The sequence below is a fragment of the Stenotrophomonas sp. 3(2025) genome (genome assembly GCF_052665395.1).
This window is the reverse complement of sequence record NZ_JBQOIF010000027.1, coordinates 1-20,509: the sequence shown is the minus strand read 5'-3', so window position 1 is coordinate 20,509 and position 20,509 is coordinate 1. Positions and strand designations below refer to the sequence as shown.

19 protein-coding genes are annotated in these 20,509 nt (G+C 66.3%); 5 read left to right on the top strand and 14 right to left on the bottom strand.

The features are described 5' to 3' along the window. Positions 1-570, bottom strand: coding sequence for a hypothetical protein (locus ACUXVE_RS17355; protein ID WP_033830168.1), 570 nt, complete (start codon positions 568-570; stop codon positions 1-3). Positions 571-620: 50 nt separating this feature from the next. Continuing rightward, entirely contained in the window at positions 621-1,337 is a 717-nt protein-coding gene (locus ACUXVE_RS17350) for an SURF1 family protein (RefSeq protein WP_093821018.1), read from the bottom strand. 57 nt (positions 1,338-1,394) lie between these two features. On the opposite strand from ACUXVE_RS17350, the gene ACUXVE_RS17345 reads away from it, so the two are divergent. Continuing rightward, on the top strand, positions 1,395-1,613 hold the full coding sequence (locus ACUXVE_RS17345) for a twin transmembrane helix small protein (protein ID WP_010484233.1): 219 nt from the start codon (positions 1,395-1,397) through the stop codon (positions 1,611-1,613). Positions 1,614-1,666: 53 nt separating this feature from the next. On the opposite strand, the gene ACUXVE_RS17340 is transcribed toward ACUXVE_RS17345, so the two are convergent. The 6 genes from ACUXVE_RS17340 to ACUXVE_RS17315 form a co-directional block, all read right to left on the bottom strand. Further along, a complete protein-coding gene (locus tag ACUXVE_RS17340; protein WP_025878291.1) occupies positions 1,667-2,542 on the bottom strand; it encodes a cytochrome c oxidase subunit 3 in 876 nt (291 codons plus the stop codon). Positions 2,543-2,556: 14 nt separating this feature from the next. After that, positions 2,557-3,147, bottom strand: a complete 591-nt coding sequence (locus ACUXVE_RS17335; protein ID WP_445514860.1) for a cytochrome c oxidase assembly protein — start codon at positions 3,145-3,147, stop codon at positions 2,557-2,559. Then, complete coding sequence (locus tag ACUXVE_RS17330) at positions 3,144-3,341, bottom strand: hypothetical protein (RefSeq protein ID WP_093821020.1); 198 nt, start codon at positions 3,339-3,341, stop codon at positions 3,144-3,146. Before ACUXVE_RS17330 ends, ACUXVE_RS17335 begins: the two co-directional genes overlap by 4 nt. A gap of 8 nt (positions 3,342-3,349) precedes the next feature. After that, the gene (gene ctaD, locus ACUXVE_RS17325) at positions 3,350-4,957 is read right to left on the bottom strand and encodes a cytochrome c oxidase subunit I (protein WP_025878294.1); all 1,608 of its coding nucleotides are present in this window, start codon (positions 4,955-4,957) and stop codon (positions 3,350-3,352) included. A gap of 61 nt (positions 4,958-5,018) precedes the next feature. Further along, positions 5,019-5,975: a cytochrome c oxidase subunit II gene (gene coxB, locus ACUXVE_RS17320; protein WP_222387886.1), complete on the bottom strand. Its 957-nt coding sequence runs from the start codon at positions 5,973-5,975 to the stop codon at positions 5,019-5,021. Positions 5,976-5,986: 11 nt separating this feature from the next. Beyond that, complete coding sequence (locus ACUXVE_RS17315) at positions 5,987-6,463, bottom strand: DUF2244 domain-containing protein (RefSeq protein WP_025878297.1); 477 nt, start codon at positions 6,461-6,463, stop codon at positions 5,987-5,989. 273 nt (positions 6,464-6,736) lie between these two features. Here ACUXVE_RS17315 and putA point away from each other — a divergent pair, with 273 nt between their 5' ends. Then, positions 6,737-9,955, top strand: a complete 3,219-nt coding sequence (gene putA / locus ACUXVE_RS17310; protein WP_222387887.1) for a bifunctional proline dehydrogenase/L-glutamate gamma-semialdehyde dehydrogenase PutA — start codon at positions 6,737-6,739, stop codon at positions 9,953-9,955. A gap of 89 nt (positions 9,956-10,044) precedes the next feature. On the opposite strand, the gene ACUXVE_RS17305 is transcribed toward putA, so the two are convergent. The 4 genes from ACUXVE_RS17305 to ACUXVE_RS17290 form a co-directional block, all read right to left on the bottom strand. Further along, positions 10,045-11,115, bottom strand: coding sequence for an AAA family ATPase (locus ACUXVE_RS17305; RefSeq protein ID WP_445514859.1), 1,071 nt, complete (start codon positions 11,113-11,115; stop codon positions 10,045-10,047). Continuing rightward, on the bottom strand, positions 11,102-11,710 hold the full coding sequence (pnuC, locus tag ACUXVE_RS17300; RefSeq protein ID WP_093821030.1) for a nicotinamide riboside transporter PnuC: 609 nt from the start codon (positions 11,708-11,710) through the stop codon (positions 11,102-11,104). The genes ACUXVE_RS17305 and pnuC overlap by 14 nt, the downstream gene beginning before the upstream one ends. 102 nt (positions 11,711-11,812) lie before the next feature. Continuing rightward, positions 11,813-12,256 (bottom strand): hypothetical protein, encoded by a 444-nt coding sequence (locus ACUXVE_RS17295; RefSeq protein WP_143062985.1) that lies wholly within the window; start codon positions 12,254-12,256, stop codon positions 11,813-11,815. Between the two features lie 109 nt (positions 12,257-12,365). Continuing rightward, complete coding sequence (locus tag ACUXVE_RS17290) at positions 12,366-13,793, bottom strand: outer membrane protein transport protein (RefSeq protein WP_025878303.1); 1,428 nt, start codon at positions 13,791-13,793, stop codon at positions 12,366-12,368. 228 nt (positions 13,794-14,021) lie between these two features. Between ACUXVE_RS17290 and ACUXVE_RS17285 the strand changes: the two genes are divergently transcribed. Next, complete coding sequence (locus ACUXVE_RS17285) at positions 14,022-14,714, top strand: rhomboid family intramembrane serine protease (RefSeq protein WP_025878304.1); 693 nt, start codon at positions 14,022-14,024, stop codon at positions 14,712-14,714. 86 nt (positions 14,715-14,800) lie between these two features. On the opposite strand, the gene ACUXVE_RS17280 is transcribed toward ACUXVE_RS17285, so the two are convergent. Both ACUXVE_RS17280 and ACUXVE_RS17275 read right to left on the bottom strand, forming a co-directional pair. Then, the gene (locus ACUXVE_RS17280) at positions 14,801-16,258 is read right to left on the bottom strand and encodes a S41 family peptidase (protein ID WP_140226252.1); all 1,458 of its coding nucleotides are present in this window, start codon (positions 16,256-16,258) and stop codon (positions 14,801-14,803) included. Positions 16,259-16,365: 107 nt separating this feature from the next. Then, positions 16,366-17,595 (bottom strand): murein hydrolase activator EnvC family protein, encoded by a 1,230-nt coding sequence (locus ACUXVE_RS17275; RefSeq protein WP_227416585.1) that lies wholly within the window; start codon positions 17,593-17,595, stop codon positions 16,366-16,368. Positions 17,596-17,764: 169 nt separating this feature from the next. On the opposite strand from ACUXVE_RS17275, the gene ACUXVE_RS17270 reads away from it, so the two are divergent. Together ACUXVE_RS17270 and ACUXVE_RS17265 are read left to right on the top strand one after the other, a co-directional pair. Next, positions 17,765-18,427 (top strand): hypothetical protein, encoded by a 663-nt coding sequence (locus ACUXVE_RS17270; RefSeq protein ID WP_032975637.1) that lies wholly within the window; start codon positions 17,765-17,767, stop codon positions 18,425-18,427. Between the two features lie 78 nt (positions 18,428-18,505). Further along, positions 18,506-20,221: a M28 family metallopeptidase gene (locus tag ACUXVE_RS17265; protein ID WP_445514858.1), complete on the top strand. Its 1,716-nt coding sequence runs from the start codon at positions 18,506-18,508 to the stop codon at positions 20,219-20,221. Positions 20,222-20,509: the final 288 nt, after the last annotated feature.

The following is a 20,509-nucleotide window of genomic DNA, read 5'->3' as shown; positions in this document are numbered from 1 at the left end:
TCACTTCAGTTTCAGCAACGTGGCCATGTCCTTGCGCAGGCCGCCGAGATCGCTCCCGGGGGCATGACGCATGATCACGAAGCCGTTCGGATCGATCACGTAGACCGGCAGGCCCGCCGGATCATCGACGCCAGGCAGCGCCGCGCGCAGGGCTGGCGACGGGGCCAGCGGCCGCAGCGCGGGCAGCGAGGCGATCGACGCCGGTGGCGTTCCCAGCCACAGGATCTCGACATTATCGGCGTTATGGCCGAACAGCTGCCACACCTTGCCCAGCCCCTGCGACAAAGTGACGCACTGCGCGTCGCAGGCACCGGCCGGGGCCACCAGCAGGCGCCACGTGCGCGCCTCGGGGTTCCAGGGGTAGGCCGCGCCATTGGCCAGCGTCGGCGGTTGCTGGCGCAGATCCACCGGCGGCTTCAGCAATTGCCCTGCATTGCGGTGCGCGGTTGGCTGCCAGCCGGAGAAACGCAGGAGGGCGGCCAGCGCCATCGCCCCGAAGAAAACGGCGAACAGCAGCACCAGGGTCCGGCGGCCGTTGCCGCGCGCCTGCGGGGAGGTAGCAGTGTTCATGCGGGGCATTTTCTCATGGTTGGGAAAGGGATGCCGGCCAGCGGCCGGCACTACCGGGCAACGGGCCGTCTTCTGCGCCATTCCAGTACCAGCGCCACCACCAGCACGGTCAGCGCCAGCCCGAACCACTGCACGGCGTAACCCAGGTGGCGCTGCGGCGGCAGCGTGTTCGGCAGCAGGTCGAGATCGCGCTCATCGCCGAACGGCAGCGCCGGATCCAGTCGCAGCACGCGCTCGGGCAACGATGGCAGGCCCAGTGCCGCAGCCAGGCCATCGGCGGGAAGGCGACTGGCCAGCCAGCGCCCTGCAACATCGGTGGTAGTGAACGCCGGCCCCAGCGCCAGCCCGGACGAAGGGGGCGGCGCCAACAGGCCTCGCACGGCCACCGGCGACGGCGGTGCCGGCACCACCGGCAACCTGCGGTCCGGCGGCAGCGCGCGCCAGCCAAGGTCCACCAGCAACACGCTGCCCGCATCGCTGCGGAACGGACGATAGATCTTCACTCCGGCGCGGCCGTGGCGGGTCTGGTTGTCCAGCAGCACCACGCCCGGCAGGAAGCGACCGTGATCGGCCACGCCATGCAGCGCGCCCTGCGCCGCCAGCGCCTGCGCCAACGGCAGCGCCTGCGCCACGGCTGGCCCCTGTGCATCCAGCAACGCCTGCTTGGCCTGCATCCGCTGCAGCTGCCACAGCCCCAGCGCGGTGAATCCGGCCATCGCCAGCAACGCCATCAGCCAGCCGATCATGCGCGTGTGCTGGCGCATCATGACAAGTCCGCGCAAACGCGGTCAGATAGGCACATCCACCCTGCCCTCGAGCCGCGCATGAGTGATTCGCTGAAGACCCTGCTGGTAATCGCGTTTCTGATCGTCATCGTCTGGAATCTGGGCGCCGGCCTGTATTACCTGCTGGTGGACCGCGGCCAGACCAAGCGCACGGTCAATGCACTGACCCGCCGCATCGGAGTGTCGGTGGCGTTGATCGTACTGGTGATCGTGAGCATCTACATGGGCTGGATCAAACCGCACGGCATCGGCGGCTGACGCCCCATCAGACCAGGCAGCGCCGGCGGCTGACGCTGCCGACGCCTGCGCGGTCAAAGCACGTAGACGAACAGGAACAGCATCAGCCACACCACGTCGACGAAGTGCCAGTACCACGCGGCCGCTTCAAAGCCGAAATGGTTGTCGCGGGTGAAGTGTCCCTTCGCCGACCGCAGCCACATCACGATCAGCATGATCGTTCCCAGCAGCACGTGTGCGCCGTGGAAGCCGGTCAGCATGAAGAAGGTCGAACCGTAGATGCCCGAGCCGAGCGTCAGGTTCAATTCCTTGTAGGCGTGGATGTACTCCTCGGCCTGCAGGGTCAGGAAGCCCAGGCCGAGCAGCACGGTCAGGCCCAGCCAGATCAACAGCTGGCGGCGGTTGCCCGCCTTCAGCGCATGGTGGGCGATGGTCAGGGTCACGCCCGAGGTCAGCAGGATCAGCGTATTGATCAGCGGCAGGCCCCAGGCCGGGATCGTCTGGAACGCGCCACCGATCGCTGCCGGGCCATTGGTCGGCCAGCCGGCCGAGTAGCCCTGCCACAGCAGCTCGTTGGTCATCACCCCGCGCCCTTCGCCGCTCAACCACGACAGGCCGAGGTGGCGGGTGTAGAACAGGGCACCGAAGAAGGCACCGAAGAACATCACTTCGGAGAAGATGAACCAGACCATCCCCATCCGGAACGAACCATCCACCTGCCGGTTGTAGTTGCCGGCCTGCGACTCGCGCACCACATCGCTGAACCACCAGAACAGGGTCAGCACCAGCATCGCCACGCCGATGTAGAAGGTCCAGCGGCCCCAGCTGGCGTCATTGAGCCAACTGGCCACGCCGACCATGGTCACCATCATCGCGATGGAACCGACGAACGGCCACTTGCTCTGGGCCGGGACGAAGTACACGTTGGCGTCGGTAGGTGTCTGGGCCATGGTCGGTATCCGGGTCAGGGAGCAGCGTGGGCGCCTTCCGACGTGGCGGCGGGCGCCAGCCGATCGGACAACGCATCGTTGCGGTAGAAGGTGTAGGACAAGGTGATCGTGCGGATTTCCGGCGGCAGGTCCGGATCGACGATGAAGCGCACCGGCATGTCACGCTTCTCGCCGGCCTGCAGGGTCTGCGCAGTGAAGCAGAAGCACTCGGTCTTGCTGAAGAACCCGGAGGCGCGTGCCGGCGCCACCGACGGCACCGCGCTGCCGACCACGGCCTGCTGGCTGTCGTTGCGGGCAAAGTACAGCGCTTCGTTGAGCTCGCCAGGCACCACATCCATGGTCAGCTGCTCGGGATGGAACGACCACGGCAGCCGCGAATTGACGCCACCATCGAATTCCACCCGCACGGTGCGCTTGCCGGTGGCAGCAGCGGTACTGGCTTCGCTGCCCGGGCCACGCTCCAGGCGCACGCCGAATACCTTCTCGCAGGCGATGCGATACAGCGGTACCAGCGAGAACGTCAGCAGGAACACCACCACCGCAACGCCGATCAGGCGCGGCAGGCCGGCGCTGCGTGACGGAGCGGTGGCCGGTGTTTCGCTCATCGACCGATCACGCCACTGAGGATGAAGCCGACGTAGACCAGTACGGCGATCGCGCCCACCCACAACGCGGTGCGCTTGGCGCGCTGGCGCTGCTCCGCATAAAGCGGCGCGGTGCCTGGCCGCTGGCCTGCCGATGCGCTTGCGGCCAGGCGTGGCTCGGCTCTGGCCGGGGTGATCGGGCTCTCGTTATGCATGCATCACCTCAATGACCGATATCGTCGTGGGCCAGGTCACCCGGGCGGATGGTCGGCGGCGTGGTGAAGGTGTGCGCCGGTGCCGGCGACGGCAGCGTCCACTCCAGACCGCGCGCGCCTTCCCAGGAGCGGGCCTCGGCCTTCTCGCCGTTGCGCAGCGAGGACAGCAGGATCGCAGCCATCATGAACGGCGTGGCGAACATGCCGAACGCACCGATCGAGCTGATCAGGTTCCAGTCGGCGAACGCCACCGAGTAATCGGGGATGCGGCGCGGCATGCCGGCCAGGCCCAGGAAATGCTGCGGGAAGAACAGCAGGTTGACGAACACGATCGACCACCAGAAGTGCACCTTGGCCCACTTCTCGCTGTACATGCGCCCGGTCCACTTCGGCCACCAGTAGTACACCGCCGCGATCAGCGCGAACACTGCGCCGGTCACCAGCACGTAGTGGAAGTGGGCGACCACGAAGTAGGTGTCGTGATACTGGAAGTCGGCGGCCACGATCGCCAGCATCAGGCCGGAGAACCCGCCGATGGTGAACAGGATGACGAACGCCACCGACCACAGCATGGGGGCTTCGAACGTGAGCGAGCCGCGCCACATCGTGCTGACCCAGTTGAACACCTTCACCCCGGTCGGGATCGAGATCAGCATGGTGGCGAACATGAAGTAGATCTCGCCGCCCAGCGGCATGCCCACGGTGAACATGTGGTGGGCCCAGACGATGAACGACAGGAACGCGATCGCCGCAGTGGCGTAGACCATCGCCTGGTAGCCGAACAGCGGCTTGCGGCTGAAGGTCGGGATGATCTCGCTGACCACGCCGAAGGCGGGCAGGATCATGATGTAGACCTCGGGATGGCCGAAGAACCAGAAGATGTGCTGGAACATCACCGGGTCACCACCACCGGCCGCATTGAAGAAGCTGGTGCCGAAGAACTTGTCGGTCAGCAGCATCGTCACCGCACCGGCCAGCACCGGCATCACCGCGATCAGCAGGAACGCGGTGATCAGCCAGGCCCAGCAGAAGATCGGCATCTTCAGCAGGTCGATGCCGGGCGCGCGCATGTTCAGCACCGTGGCGATGATGTTGATCGCGCCCATGATCGAACTGATGCCGGCCACGTGGATGGCGAACACGGTGAACGCCACGTTGTAGCCGCCCTGCAGCGACAGCGGCGGGTACAGCGTCCAGCCACCGGCTGGCGCACCACCGGGCAGCAGGAAGGTCAGCAGCAGCAGGCTGAAGGCCACCGGCAGCAGCCAGAACGACCAGTTGTTCATGCGCGGCAGCGCCATGTCCGGCGCGCCGATCTGCAGTGGGATCATCCAGTTGGCCAGGCCGACGAAGGCCGGCATCACCCCGCCGAAGATCATCACCAGCGCGTGTACGGTGGTCAGCTGGTTGAAGATTTCAGGACGGATGTACTGGATGCCGGGCTGGGCCAGTTCCAGCCGGATCAGCACGCTCATGAACGCGCCGATGACGAACATGATGAAGCTGAAACCCAGGTACAGCGTGCCGATGTCCTTGTGGTTGGTCGAGAAGAACCAACGCTCGAAGAAGCTCTGCGGGTGATGGTGATCGTCGTGCCCAACTGCCGAGTGCGCCATTGCAAAACACCTCTCAGGATCGGTTGTCGCCGCAGCCGCGATACGGCCGCGGGCAGTTACATCAGGCTCCGCTGACCGCCGCCGCAGGCGCGTTGCCGGCCTCGGCGGCTGCCGGTGCCGCCGGCTGCGCCGGCGTTGCACTGGCAGGTGCGGTGGGTTCGGCGGGCGCGGCAGGGGCTGCCGGTGCAGGCGCCGGTTTGCGTTGCGCCAGCCACTGCTTGAATTCTTCCTTGGACACCGCCTCGACCACGATCGGCATGAAGCCATGGTCCTTGCCGCACAGCTCCGCGCACTGGCCGCGGTAGACACCGGGCTGCTCGATGCTGGTCCAGGCTTCGTTGATGAAGCCGGGAATGGCGTCCTGCTTCCAGCCCAGCGCCGGCACCCACCAGGCGTGGATCACATCGTCGGAGGTGATGACGAAGCGCACCTTGGTGTCCACCGGCAGCACCAGCCGGTTGTCGACATCCAGCAGGTAGTGCGGATGGCTCTCGCGGGTCGGTACCTTGCCACTCTGCCGCATGCGGTCGGACTCGCGGTCCAGGCGGCTGGTGAAGGTCACGTTCTCGCCCAGGTACTCGTACTTCCACATCCACTGGTAGCCGGTGACCTTGACCGTCATCTCGGCATCGCGGGTGTCGTACATCTTGATCAGGTTGGCCGTGGCCGGCCACGCCATCACCACCAGGATGATCACCGGGATCACCGTCCAGATGACTTCGGCCTTGGTGTTGTGGCTGAAGGTGGCAGCGACCGCGCCCTTGGACTTGCGGAACTTGAACATCGCGTAGGCCATCGCGCCGAACACGATCACGCCGATCACCGTACAGACGATCAGCGAAAGGTTGTTCGATTCCCAGGCCAGGCGCGAGGTCTGGGTCACCCCCTTGCCCATGTTCAACTGCCACGGTTTTGGATCGGCCGCCTGGGCCAGCGCCGTCCCCGGCATCGACAGCAGGGCCCCCATCGCGGCGGCCATTGCAACGCACTTCGTGCCCCACCCTCTGCTTTGCTTCATTGCCTAGACCCTTAGCGTCGTCGGTTGCCGCCATCGCTGGCGGCGAGCAAATCTTCAAGCGTTTCAACAAGCGTTTGACGTTCGGCCGGCGCGAGGAAGCTCCCCACCTCCACCTGCCGGCCGCTGGATGCCAGCCGGACCCTCTGGTCGTCGGTGAGCAGGCGCACCCAGTGCGGATGAGCCCGGAACACCGGCGATCCACCGGGCACGGGGATGACCTCCACGCACGCCGGCACTACCCGGATTTCCTCCTGCCGTTCACCACTGCGCCACAACGCGCGCAACGCAGCTGCCAGCAACAGGCTGTACAGCAGCGCGAACAGGGGGGCGAATGCATTGCCGGCCACCCACCCGAAGGCGGACACCAGCCACATCACTCCCGACAACACAGCAAACAACAGGACGAACTGCCGGGCATCGAGCGCCCGTGGGGGACGCAGTCGCAGCTGCGTACCTGACCCATCCGGAGCTGTAAGCACCTCGATCATGTCGCAACCGCGTTCCTGCCGCGGGAAACGTCTCGATGGTAGCCCTGCCCTCTCGCCGGTAGCAAGGGTGCATTCACACTTTTTCCGATGCTGCAATACAGCATGAGCCCAGCGGTACGAATGACGAATTCGGCACAAAACGGCCCGACTTTGCTGAACACGCTGAATCCACCACCGCTAGGGGCTATCAGCATTCATGAAGGTGGCTGCGCGGGCCTTCCTGAAGTCAAAAAAATGATTAAAATCGCCAAGTTTTCCACTGGCCGGACCGGCATGAACGCACCCTCCTCTCCCATTGCCGCCAGCGACGTTCCGCGTCACTCGGCGCTGCTGTCGCCGGAACTGCCGGCGTCCCCCAACCCGTTCCGCCAGGCCATCACCGATGGTTGGCTGAAGGACGAGGCCAGCCATGTGCGCGAACTGCTGGCGCAGGCGCGCCTGCCGGCCGACGAGCAGGCCAAGGTGCAGGCGCTGGCCGCCGACCTGGTCGCCCGGGTGCGTGTGCGCGCCAAGGACCAGGGCGCGATCGAAGCCTTCATGCGCCAGTACGACCTGGGCAGCGAGGAAGGCGTGCTGCTGATGTGCGTGGCCGAGGCGCTGCTGCGCATTCCGGACCAGGAGACCGCCGACAAGCTTATCCGCGACAAGCTGGCCGATGCCGACTGGGAAAAACACCTGGGCGGCAGCGACTCGGTGCTGGTCAACGCCTCCACCTGGGGCCTGATGCTGACCGGCAAGCTGGTGCAGATGAACGACGCCACCCGCGCCGATGCGCCCAGCGCGTTCAAGCGTCTGGTCGGCCGCGTTGGTGAGCCGGTGGTACGCCTGGCCGTGCGCCAGGCGATGAAGATCATGGGCCACCAGTTCGTCATGGGCCGCACCATCGGCGAAGCGCTGGCACGCTCGCACAAGGGCGACAGCGCCAGCTACCGCTACTCGTTCGACATGCTCGGCGAAGGCGCGCTGACCATGAAGGACGCCCTGCGTTACCTGGAAGACTACCGTCGTGCGATCCACGCCATCGGTGGTGACCACAAGTCGCGCGGTGGCCGTGCCGATGGCGACGTCAACAACGCACCGGGCATCTCGATCAAGCTGTCGGCGCTGTACCCGCGCTACGAGCACGCCAAGCGCGCGCGCGTGCTGAAAGACCTGGTGCCGGGCGTGCTGGAACTGGCGCAGCTGGCCAAGAGCTACGGCATCGGCTGCACCGTCGACGCCGAAGAGTCCGATCGCCTGGAACTGTCGCTGGACATCATCGAGCAGGTGTTCGGCGATGCCTCGCTGGCCGGCTGGGATGGCTTCGGCGTGGTCGTGCAGGCTTACCAGAAGCGTACGCCGTACACGATCGACCACCTGGCCGACATGGCGCGCCGCGCCGGTCGTCGCCTGCAGGTGCGCCTGGTCAAGGGCGCCTACTGGGACGCCGAGATCAAGCGCGCGCAGATCGAAGGCTATGCCGGCTACCCGGTGTTCACCCGCAAGCAGAACACCGACGTGTCCTACCTGGCGTGTGCCAAGCGTCTGTTTACCCATGCCGACGCGATCTACCCGATGTTCGCCACGCACAACGCACACACCATCGCCGCAGTGCGCAGCATCGCCAACGGTGGCGTCTACGAGCACCAGAAGCTGCACGGCATGGGCGATGACCTGTACGCCGAAGTAGTGCCGGCCGATCGCCTTGGCCTGCCCTGCCGCGTGTACGCGCCGGTCGGTTCGCATGAAGACCTGCTGCCGTACCTGGTGCGTCGCCTGCTGGAAAACGGCGCCAACTCCAGCTTCGTCAACCGCATCACCGACGAGCGCGTGCCGATCGCCGACCTGGTCCGCGATCCGGTCGAGATGGTGTCCTCGTTCGAATCGATTCCGCATCCCAAGATCCCGCTGCCGGTTGACCTGCTGCGCAGCCAGAACCACGACAGGAAGAACTCCATGGGCGCCAACCTCGCCAACGACAACGAACTGCGCGCCCTGGCCGAGCAGCTCAACGCTGCAGTGAAGCCCTGGCAGGCCGCACCGCTGGTGCCGGGCGCGAACCCGACCGGTGCCTCGCTGCCGGTGACCAACCCGGCCGACACCCGTGAAGTGGTCGGCCAGTGGCAGGCCGCCGATGCCGCCACCGTGCAGAAGGCGCTGGCCAATGCCGTGGCTGCGCAGCCGGGCTGGAACCGCACCCCAGCCGCCAGCCGCGCCGCCATCCTCGAGCACGCCGCCGACCAGCTGGAAGCGCGCATGCCCGAGTTCATGGCGCTGTGCGTGAAGGAAGCCGGCAAGAGCCTGCCCGACGGCATCGCCGAAGTGCGCGAAGCGGTGGACTTCCTGCGCTACTACGCCAAGCAGGCACGCGAGCAGTTCAGCCACGCCGAGAAGCTGCCCAGCCCGACCGGCGAATCCAACGAACTGCAGCTGCATGGCCGTGGCGTGTTCGTCTGCATCAGCCCGTGGAACTTCCCGCTGGCGATCTTCCTGGGCCAGGTGGCTGCCGCACTGGCCGCCGGCAACAGCGTGATCGCCAAGCCGGCCGAGCAGACCAACCTGATCGGCTACTACGCAGTGAAGCTGCTGCACGATGCCGGCGTGCCGGCTGACGTGCTGCAGTACCTGCCGGGCGATGGCGCCACCGTCGGTGCTGCGCTGACCGCCGACCCGCGCGTGGCCGGCGTGGCCTTCACCGGCTCCACCGACACCGCCCGTGCGATCAACCGCGCGATGGCTGCACGTGACGCCGCCATCGGCGTGCTGATCGCCGAAACCGGCGGCCAGAACGCCTTCATCGCCGACTCCTCGGCACTGCCGGAACAGCTGGTCAAGGACGCCATCGGTTCGGCCTTCACCTCGGCCGGCCAGCGCTGCTCGGCCGCGCGCGTGCTGTTCGTGCAGGACGACATCGCCGACAAGGTGATGACCATGCTGGCCGGTGCGATGAAGGAACTGAAGGTCGGCAACCCCGGCCTGCTGTCCACCGACGTCGGCCCGGTGATCGACGCCGATGCACTGAAGATCCTGCAGGACCACGCCGTGCGCATGGACCGCGAAGCGCGCCTGATCGCTGCGGCCGAACTGTCCGCCGAAGCGGCCAACGGCACCTTCTTCGCACCGCGTGCGTACGAACTGAAGGACCTGGGCCAGCTGCAGAAGGAAATCTTCGGGCCGGTCCTGCACGTGATCCGCTGGAAGGGCGACCAGCTCGACGCGGTGATCGACCAGATCAACGCCACCGGCTATGGCCTGACCCTGGGCGTGCATTCGCGCATCGACGAAACCGTCGACCGCATCAGCAACGGGGTCCACGTCGGCAACGTCTACGTCAACCGCAACCAGATCGGTGCGGTGGTCGGCGTGCAGCCGTTCGGCGGCCAGGGCCTGTCCGGCACCGGCCCCAAGGCGGGCGGCCCGCACTACCTGCTGCGCTTCGCCACCGAAAAGACGGTGACGGTGAACACCACCGCTGCCGGCGGCAATGCCTCGCTGCTGACCCTGGGCGACTGATCCCGGGCGTCATGCAGTAAACGAAAAACCCCGCGAAAGCGGGGTTTTTTGATGGCGGGGCGAATGCGAAGCTGCCAACCCCTGGCAGCTCATTCCGCCACCACACTGAACCGGTTGTCCGCACGCCTCACCAATTCCTCCAGCACCCGCGCGATACGCATCTCCAGGTCGCCTTCCAGCAACACATACGCCATTCCTCGCGCCTGCAACTGCTGCAGATACCACGCGTGTTGGCGCATGCGGAACTCCTCGCCCACACGCGTTCCATCCTGCTCGAACGGGATATCCGGGGCGCACAGGAACAGCAGGTCGTACGCACGCGCCGCGGCCCGCTGCAGTGGTTCGGGCGCCGTGCCGAACATCCAGCCGCTGTAGCCCAGCGTCACCAACGGCGTGGTATCGCAGAACAACCAGCGATGCGCATGTTGCGCAGCCTGGTGCTCGTGCTGCGGCTGGGTCGCAGCGATACGCAGCAGATCCTGCGCCTGCAACTCGCCGCCCTGCTGCTCCCACAACGTACGCCCGAACTCCGGCACCCATGCCGTACCCAGGCGTTCGGCCAGCACCCGCGCCAGCGTGCTCTTGCCCGTGGACTCACCGCCGATGAAGGCCACCCGCTGCACATGGTCGGCGTAGACCGACCGGCTCAGGCCCTGTCGATGCGCATGCGGATCGACGCGCAGTTCGGTACCACTGGCCTGACCGATGTCGGTCGAACGCTCCAGCCGATGGTGCTGCACCGGCGCATTGAAATGCTGCGCCAGGGCTGCAGCGAAACCATCGCCGTAGTCTTCACCGGTGAAAACAGCCTGCACCGGTCCGCCAAACAACGCCACGCACAGCCATGCGGTGAACGCGCGTTGCACCTGCTCACTGTCCTTGTCCTGCGGCAGCGCACGTGCGGGAACGCCCTGCTGCCTGCACAACGCCGCCAGCCGCGCATCATCCAGCACCGCCACCGTCGCCTGCGGGAAGCGTGCGCGCAGCCAGCGCTCGCGCCGCGCCGCGCTGTAGCCGGCAAAGCCCGGCTGCGACCAGCCGATCACCAGCAGCTGGGTGCAGCGGGCAGAAGCAAATTCGATCAGGCGTTCGTGGCCGAGGTGCAGGGGGCAGAACTTGCCGACCACCAACCCGCGCGGTACCCGCTCAGGCAACGCCATCGGCCGTCCTGCCCGTATCCGCCTCGGCGCGCATCAGGTGCCGCCAGTGACGCAGCGCCACCAGCGCGTTGATCCAGAAACCGACGTACAGGATCGAGGTCAGGTGCAGCCCGCGGCTGTAGTACAGCGGCACCGCGATGGTGTTGACCAGCAGCCACACCCACCACGATTCCAGCTTGCGCCGCATCATCAGGAACTGTGCGATCACGCTCAGCACCAGCACCGCCGAGTCGATGTAGGGCGCATACGCATTGGTCAGCCGGGTCAGCATCCAGCCGTAACCGAAGGTCGCCAGCACCGCCAACGGCAGCAGCCAGCTCCACGCGCGTGCTGGCAAGCGGGTGATGGGCAATGGCGCGCCATGGTCACCACGCAGCCACTGCCACCAGCCGAACACGCTGATGACCACGAAGAAGAACTGCAGGACCATGTCCGCGTACAGGTGCGAGCGCTCGAACACGGCGGCGAACAACGCGCAGCCGACGATGCCCAGCCACCACGTATGCACGTTGTTGCGGCCGGCCAGCAGGATCGAGCCGGCAACGGCGATGTTGGCAGCCAGCTCCAGCTGGAAATTCGGGTCGGACAGGTTCATCGCGCTATTGTCGCGTAGATCCGCGCCCCGCGTGGATGGCTCCAGTAGATCCACGCCATGCGTGGATGGCTCCAGTAGATCCACGCCATGCGTGGATGGAAATCAAGCGCGCACGCGCACCAGCAGCCGCCGGGACTCTGCGCTACCCCAGCGGCCCAGTTGATGGTGCGGCGCCAGCAAAGGCGCGAGCCAATCCGGTGCTTCGATATCCCAGGTCACGCCATCGAACGGATGCGGCCAAGGCGTTCCCTGCGGATTGGGCGAATGCAGGAACAGCGCGCTCTGGCTGCTATCCGGCGCCAACACCACCCAGCACTGGGTGTCCTGCCGCCTGCAGGCCACCGCGCGCTCGAGCAGCCGCAGCAACGCGGCGGCAACGGCGGTGCGATCACTGCCATGGCGATTGCCACGCCCCTTCCAGTCCAGGTGGGTATGCCAGTAGTCGAACCATTCCGATGCGAGCGCATCCTGCAGCGCCACGGTGGCCCTGGCCTCTTCGGCGGCCCAGTAGCGGGTCATCTTCTTCAGGTATCGGCGATCGGCCATCAGGCCATTGTCGCGTAGATCCACGCCATGCGTGGATGCAGATCCCCGGGAAAAAGAAAGCCCCGCTTGCGCGGGGCCTCCTTCGTACTGCTTCAGGCAATCGCCGGAATCAGAACTTGTACTGCATCGACGCAGCCAGCACGTCGCCGGTGACCTTGTACTTGCCGACAACGTTGTTGGCGGTAGCGGAGGTCGAGTTGATGTTCGGATCCTTGGTGAACAGGTGGGTGTAGCCCACGCTGTATTCCATCTTCTCCGACGGCGCCCAGGTCAGGCCCAGCGACAGCCACTTGCGGGTGGTATCCGGCACGCGGACGTCACGGTGGGCGTCGGTGGTCGGGGTCTGGTCATAGGCCAGACCGCCACGCAGGGTCAGCTGCTCGTTCAGACGGTACTCGGTACCGATCGAAGCGAAGGTGGTGTCGCGGTAGTGGAACGGCAGCACGCTGTCGGGCTGGTTGGAGTCGTAGTCGACGCGCACTTCGTCGAACTTGCTCCATGCAGTGCGCGACACGTCGGCCATGATCTTCCACTGGTCGTTCACGCGGTGCGTGAAGCTGACGGTGGCGCTGGCCGGCAGGGTGATGGTCGCGCGGCCGTTGCTGTCGACGAAGGTGCCCGGGGCAGCCTGCGCCAGGAACGCGGCAGCAGCCGGGGTCATGGTGAAGTCGGCCTTGCCGTCGGTGATCTTGTGTTCGACTTCCGAGCGGTAGCTGAAGGCGATGTTGGTGCCTTCCACCGGGCTGACGGTCATGCCCAGGGTGTAGCCGACGGACACTTCGTCGCCCTTGATGCGCAGGTAACCATCAGCGGTACCCGGCGAGAAGCCGAGCTGTGCGGCCTGGCGGCCAGCGGCCTGGGCAGCGGCCTGGGCCTGTGCCGGGGTGCGGCCAGCGGCCAGTGCAGCGGCGGCAGCGCGCTGCTGGGCGCTGGCGTTGATGGCGGTGCCGCCGTCGACGGCGCTGGTCAGGTCGACATTCAGGCGCTCGGCGAACACCGACGCACCGAACGACAGGTACGGGTTGACGTCGTAGGAGAAGGCCGCACCCAGGTCGATGGCCTGCAGTTCGGTCTTGACGCCGTTGTAGCGGCCGACCCAGTCACGGTCGTATTCGGTCTTGAAGCCGAACGGCACGGTCAGCGACACGCCGAAGTGCATGTTGTCCTTCTCGCCGAACGGCACGTGGAAGTACGCGGCCGGAACCGGAGCGATCATGCCGGCGTCGCCGCCGTTGCCGCCGGAAATCGGAGCGCCGTTGGCATAGCGGCCTTCGCCGCGGAACTTGGCGCCGAAGCTGATGGCGCTGACGTCACCCTGGATCTGGGTGCCTTCCAGCAGGCGCATCGAGGCCGGGTTGGTGGCGACCACCGAGGCATCGCCTTCGGCAGAGGTGGAACCAGCGAAGGCGCGGCCCAGGCCCTTGGCGCTGTTTTCCTTCAGCTGGAAGGCGGCGGCATTGGCGTCGGCGGCGGCCAGCGCACCGGCAACGCCGACGGCCAGCAGGGTCAGGCGGGCAATGGTGGAAGCAGTTTGCATCGTAGTTCTCTCTCTCCGGTAAGCGGTGATAGTGCTCTGAGTGCGCCTGCGCCCGACAGGCCGGATGGCCTTTCGAAGCGCGCCGGATTCCCCTCCCGACATACGACGCCGTATGCGAGTATTACCCAGAGCCGTTAATGAAACAATAACAGCGCTGGCGCTTTCTTCGTCGCAAAAGCTGAACAGGCCCCCTCCCCGCCAAAAGCGCCCGCACGCTAGGCTAGTGCCATGTTTGTCTCCCTCCCCTCGCGCAAGAAGGCGACCCTGCGCTGGGCTACACCCGTGCTGTTTGCGGCACTGTGGCTGGCATTCCTGTGGTCGATCTCGCGCCCGGACGATGCCCGCGGAAGCCTGTGGCTGGACTGGGGCGCCCTGTCCACCGGCCTGACCCACCCGCTGGACTGGTGGGCAACGCTGCAGGACGGCAGCGTGCTGCGCCTGTTCACCGCCCTGTTCCTGCACGCTGACTGGTCGCACCTGCTGGGCAACCTGGTGTTCCTGCTGATCTTCGGCCTACCGGCCGAGCGGGTGCTGGGCCCGTGGCGGTTGCTGCTGCTGTTCCTGGTGGGCGGGGCGATCTCCAACCTGGTCGCGATCTACACCATGGGCAGCCCGGACCAGATCATCATCGGCGCCAGCGGTGCGGTGTCGGCGCTGATCGGTGCCTATCTGGCGCTGTTCCCCGGCGCGCGCCTGGGCGTGGTGATCCCGCTGGGGCTGTTCCTGGAGTTCGTGCGCGCCCCGGCCTATCTGCTGATCGGTGTGTGGGCGGCGCTGCAGGTGGTGTTCGCCTACATCGGCCCGACCTTCGGCATGGTCGCCTGGTGGGCGCACATCGGGGGCTTCGTGTTCGGCGTGGTGTACGGCATGTACGTGCGCGCGGCGATCGCGCGGCGTCTGCGCAAGCGGCACGGGTTCTAGCGTCGGCTTGCTGCATTCTGCGAAACGCCCGAGCCATGCTCGGGCGGTGTCCGCTCATCAGTCGAGCATGGCTCGACGCTACGCAATCAAGGCTTGGCCGGGATCTCTGCAGGCTTGGCTTCGGGCTTGGCTTCGGGCTTTGCTTCAGCCTTGGGCTCCGCCTTCGGTGCCGGCTTGGCGGCGGCCTTTGCTGCCCTGTCCGCTTCGGCCTTCGCAGCTTCTGCCTTCAAGCGCGCCGCAACCGAACCCGGGTTCTTCAGTTCGGCCAGTGCATCGTTGATAGGGCCATCGCCCGGCAACACGGCGCCTGCGTGATAGCCCTCGGTGCCTTCCTCGTCACCGCGCAGGTGGCCCGGCAGCGTCGCTTCACTGTAGTCACTCAGGCTGGCCGGCAATGCCTCGTCTTCCGGACGCGGTGCTGCCTTCAGTTCCACTTCCGGCACGATACCGGTGGCCTGGATCGATTTACCGCTGGGTGTGTAGTAGCGCGCCGTGGTCAGCTTCACCGAATCGCCGTTGTCCAGCGGCAGTACGGTCTGCACCGAGCCCTTGCCGAAGGTGCGGCTGCCGATCACGCGCGCGCGCTTGTTGTCGCGCAGTGCGCCGGCCAGCACTTCCGATGCACTGGCCGAACCGGCATCGACCAATACCACCACTGGCGCGCCCTTCAGCAGGTCGCCCGGGGTTGCGTCGAAGCGTGCATCGCTGATGCTGATGCGGCCGCGGGTGCTGACGATGTTGCCCTTGTCGAGCAGATCATCGGCCACCTGCACCGCAGCGGTCAGCAGACCACCCGGATTGCTGCGCAGATCCAGCACCAGCCCCTTGAGGTTGCCGCCGGACTGCTTCTGCAGCTGCTGCAGGTGCTTCTGGAAATCAGAGCCGGTGTCGGCCTGGAACGTGCTCAGGCGGATGTAGCCATAACCCGGTTCCAGCAGGCGGCTGCGCACGCTGGTCACGCGGATCGTCTGCCGGGTCAGGCTGACATCGAAGGGCTTGGGCTTGCCGTCGCGGACGATGGTCAGCACTACCTTGCTGCCGGCCGGGCCGCGCAGCGGTTCGCTGGCATCGATCGCGCTGATCGGCTTGCCATCGATGGCGATGATCAGGTCGCCGGCGAGGATGCCGGCCTTGGCCGCCGGCGTGTCGTCGATCGGCGAGATCACCTTCATGCTGGCGTTGTCCGGCTGCTGCTGCAGCTCCACGCCGATGCCTTCATATGCGCCATTGGCCTGTTCGTCGAACGCCTCGGCATCTTCCTTGTTGAAGTAGGTGCTGTGCGGATCGAGGTCGAGCAGCAGGCCACGCACAGCCGACTGCATCAGCTTGTTGTCATCGACCGGATCGACGTAGGCCGCGCGCACCGCGTTGTAGACGGCCACGAAGCGCCGGATGTCGTCCAGCGGCACCTTCGAGGTCACCGCCTCCTCGCTGCTCGCCGCCTTCCCGGGAGTTTCCTTCAACGGGACGGGGGCGGTCTGCTGTGCCCAGGACAGGGCCGGCAACAGAGCCAGCAAGAGGGTGGCGGTACGGGCTGCGCGCATGGATCACTCCTGTCGACGATGGCATCGTGCCCAAGGCACATGCACCGATTATGCGCGAAGCGTGGCTAAATTCCCGTTGAATCCGCCCTGCTGCGGCCAGGCGGAATTCAGCGCCGCTGCAGCCAGCTGTCCGGATTGACCGGTTGCCCGCCGCGGCGCAGTTCGAAGTACAGCGCCGTCACGCCCTGGCCACCGGAGTTACCGACCTTGGCCACTGCATCGCCACGGCTGACCCGCGCACCGGCATCTTTCAGCAGGGTGTCGTTGTGCGCGTACAGGCTCATGTAGCCGTTGCCATGGTCGACGATCAGGATCATGCCGTAGCCGGTCATCCAATCGGAGAACACCACCGTACCGTCGGCCACAGCGGTGACGGTGCTTCCGGCGGGGGCGCCGATCAACACGCCACTGCTGGTACGGCCATCCGGCAGCTTGCCGCCATAGCGGGCCAGCAGATTGCCCGACAGTGGCCAGCCCAGGCCACCCACCTTGGGCGCTGGTGCGGAGGCCACGGCCGGCGGAATCTTGGTTGCCGGTGCCGGGCGGCCTTCGGCCTTGGCCTGGCGTGCGGCCTTTTCGGCAGCGGCCTTCTCCGCAGCGGCTTTGCGGGCGGCGGCACGGCGCTCGGCCTCGGCGCGGGCCGCGGCAGCGCGCAGGTTGGCCAGCAGGGTTTCCAGCGCCTTGGCGTCCTGGCCCAGTGCCTGCTCCTTCTCGCGCTTGTCCTTGAAGCGCTCTTCCAGCGAAGCGACGGTCTGCGCACGCTCGCGCCGGTCCGATGCGAGCGTGGCGACCTGCTGCTTCTGCTCGCGGTGAGTGCCCTGCAACTGCTGTTGGCGCTGGGCGATCTGCGCCTGCAGCGTCTCCAGTTCCTTGAGGTCGGCCGTCAGCGTGGTGATGCGCTGCGCGCGCTCGCGCTGCAGGTAGCGGTGATAGGCCAGCGCACGGTTGGCATCGGCCACCGTGTCCTGCGAAAGCAGCAGCTTCAACGGCGCATGGTTGCCAAGCTGGTAGGCCGCGCGCAGCAGTCCGGCCAGTTCGCGATTCTGCTTTTCCAGGTTGGACTGCAGTGCATTGCGCCGCTGTTCGGCCTGGGCCAGCGCCTGGGTCTGCTCGCGCAGCGCCGATTCGGTCTGGGCCAGCGCACGACCACTGCGTGCCACCTTTTCATCGGCCTCGCGCAGCTGCTGCGACGCCTGTCCGCGCTGGCCCTCGATCTGCCGGCGCTCCTGCGCCACGCCCTTCAGTTCGGTGCGCAGCTTCTGCAGCTTGCGTTCGGCCTCGCGGGCCGAAGAGGTCTGCGCCGCACCCGGCAATGGCAGCGCCAGGGCCAGCGCCATTCCCAGCAACAGGCAACGTCCACCGCGCAGGGTGGCGATGTGATGCCGGCGTGAGGGGAAGACGTTGTTGCGCAAGGGCTTTCCAGTGACTTCAGGCAGATGCGGAGACGTGCAGGGAATGGTGACATCTCCGCACGCGGCCTGCCAGCCGCACAACAACGAGGTTCCCATGAAAGCTCTCTCCATTCCGCTGCTGTTGGGCATTGCGCTGGCCAGTGGCCCGGCCTGGGCCCAGGCAGACGTGAGCAAGGTCAACGGCAGCATCAGCGCCGATCCGGGCCAGCGCTACGGCAAGCTGGACACCGTCAATGGTGGCATCCGTGTCGGCGAAGGCGTGGAAACCGGCAGCATCGATACCGTCAACGGCGGCGTCAAGGTCGCCGATCGTGCGCGCACAGGCAGCATCGAGACCGTCAACGGCGGCATCCGGCTGGGTCGCGAAGTGACGGCCCACGGCGATGTCAGCACGGTCAACGGCAGCATCTTCAGCGACCAAGGCAGCCAGATCGAAGGCGGCGTGGAAACCGTCAACGGTGGCATCGGCCTGGTCGGCAGCCGCGTGCGCAAGGACGTGGAGACCGTCAACGGCGACATCACCGTCGGCATCGGCTCACAGGTCGGCGGTGGCGTGCATGTGCGCAAGCCGAACTTCAGTGTCTCGCTGACGGCCAGTCGCAAGCCGCGAGTCATCATCGGGCCGAATGCCGTGGTCAACGGCAGCCTGCTGTTCGAGCGCGAGGTGGTGCTGTACGTCCACCGCAGTGCGCGGATCGGCCCGGTCACCGGCGCCGATCCGATCCCCTTCGATACCGATACCGCCCCGGCCGACTGAGCCTGTGGCTTGGGCGATACTCCCCGCTACCGGTCGCGCGTGCTGCGCGGCCGTCCCTTGTGTTTCCAGGAACCGATGATGCCCCGCAAACTCCTCCTGTGCCTGGCCGCCGCGGCCGCGCTCAGCGCCTGCAAAGGCGAAGACACCCCGGCTCCGGCGCCCAGCGCCGACAGCGCCGCCAAGCCGGCCACGCACACCTTCTCAGCGGCGATCAACGCCGCCGACTTCGCCGAGATGGTGAAGACCCTGGCCTCTGACGAGTTCGAAGGCCGCTCGCCCGGCAGCAAGGGCGAAGAACTGACGGTCAACTACATCCGCGACCAGATGCAGCGCATCGGCCTGCAGCCCGGCAACGGCGACAGCTGGTTCCAGGACGTGCCGATGACCGAGACCACGGCCGATGAATCGACCGTGCTCACCCTCACCCAGGGCGGCAAGACCCGCGAACTGAAGTTCGGCACCGACATGGTGGTGGGCACCCGTACCGGCCAGACAGAAGTGAAGCTCGATGCCAGCGACCTCGTATTCGTCGGCTACGGCGTGGATGCACCGGAGCAGAAGTGGAACGATTACGCCGGCCAGGACTGGAAGGGCAAAACGGTGGTCATGTTCGTCAACGACCCGGGCTTCCATGTCGATGATGAAAAGCTGTTCGACGGCAAGCGCATGACCTATTACGGCCGCTGGACCTACAAGTTCGAGGAAGCTGCGCGCAAGGGAGCTGCTGCCGCGCTGATCGTGCATGACACCGCGGGCGCTTCGTACGGTTGGGACGTGGTGAAGAACTCCTGGGCCGGCCCGCAGTACGACCTGCCGGCCAAGGACGATGCAGAGCCGCGCCTGCCGGTACAGGGCTGGTTGAGCGCCGACGCGGCCAAGGCCCTGTTCGCCGGCGCCGGGCTGGATCTGGACCAGGCCTACAAGGACGCCAGCAAGCCCGGCTTCAAGCCGGTACCGCTGAAGGCAACCGCTTCGGTGGACCTGAAAAGCAAGGTCGCGCAGAAGCAGTCGCGCAACGTGGTGGGCGTACTGCCTGGCAGCAAGCGTGCCGATGAGGCCGTGCTGTACATGGCGCACTGGGACCACCTCGGCAAGCATGAGGGCGAACAGGGCGACAACATCTACAACGGTGCCGTCGACAACGCGACCGGCGTGGCCGGCATTCTCGAGGTGGCCGAAGCGATGGCCCATCAGGAACCGAAGCCGGAACGTTCGGTGGTGTTCCTGGCGGTGACCCTGGAAGAATCCGGCCTGCTGGGTTCGAAGTACTACGTCGCCCACCCGACCTTCCCGCTGGACAAGATCGCCGGTGTCATCAACATCGATGCGATGTCGGTGGCCGGTCGTGCCAAGGACGTGACCGTGACCGGCTTCGGCAGTTCGGAGCTGGAAGACATCCTCAAGCCGCTGGCTGCAGCCCAGGATCGCACCCTGCACGGCGAGACCTCGGTGCAGAGCGGCTTCTACTTCCGTTCGGATCACTTCAACTTCGCCAAGGCGGGTGTGCCGGCGCTGTATGCCGACGGCGGGGAAGACCTGCGCGACGGCGGTGCCGAGGCCGGTCGCAAGGCGGCCGCCGACTACGGCTCCAACCGTTACCACGGCCCGAAGGATGAGTATGACCCGGCCACCTGGAAGCTGGATGGCACGGTCGAGGACCTGCAGCTGATGTACGGCGTCGGCAAGGAACTGGCCGGCGGTGATCGTTGGCCCAACTGGTACGAAGGCAATCCGTTCAAGGCTGCCCGCGACACGATGATGAAGGCCAAGGCACCGGCCGCAGCGGCGAAGTAAGTCCGCCAGCCGTTGAGTTCCAAAGAAAGCGGCGCCCTTGGGCGCCGCTTTTTTGTGCGTGAGTGCTGGGACCCGGTAGGGCCGGCCGCTGGCCGGCTGGCACGTACAGCCGCGTGATGTTCATGAGGTTGCCGGCCAGCGGCCGGCACTACCCTCGGTTTCTCGCGCACAAAGAAAAACCCCGCTGCGTGAGCAGCGGGGTTTTTGGATGTAAACCCTGGCGATGACCTACTCTCGCATGGCTTAGGCCACACTACCATCGGCGCAGCTACGTTTCACTTCCGAGTT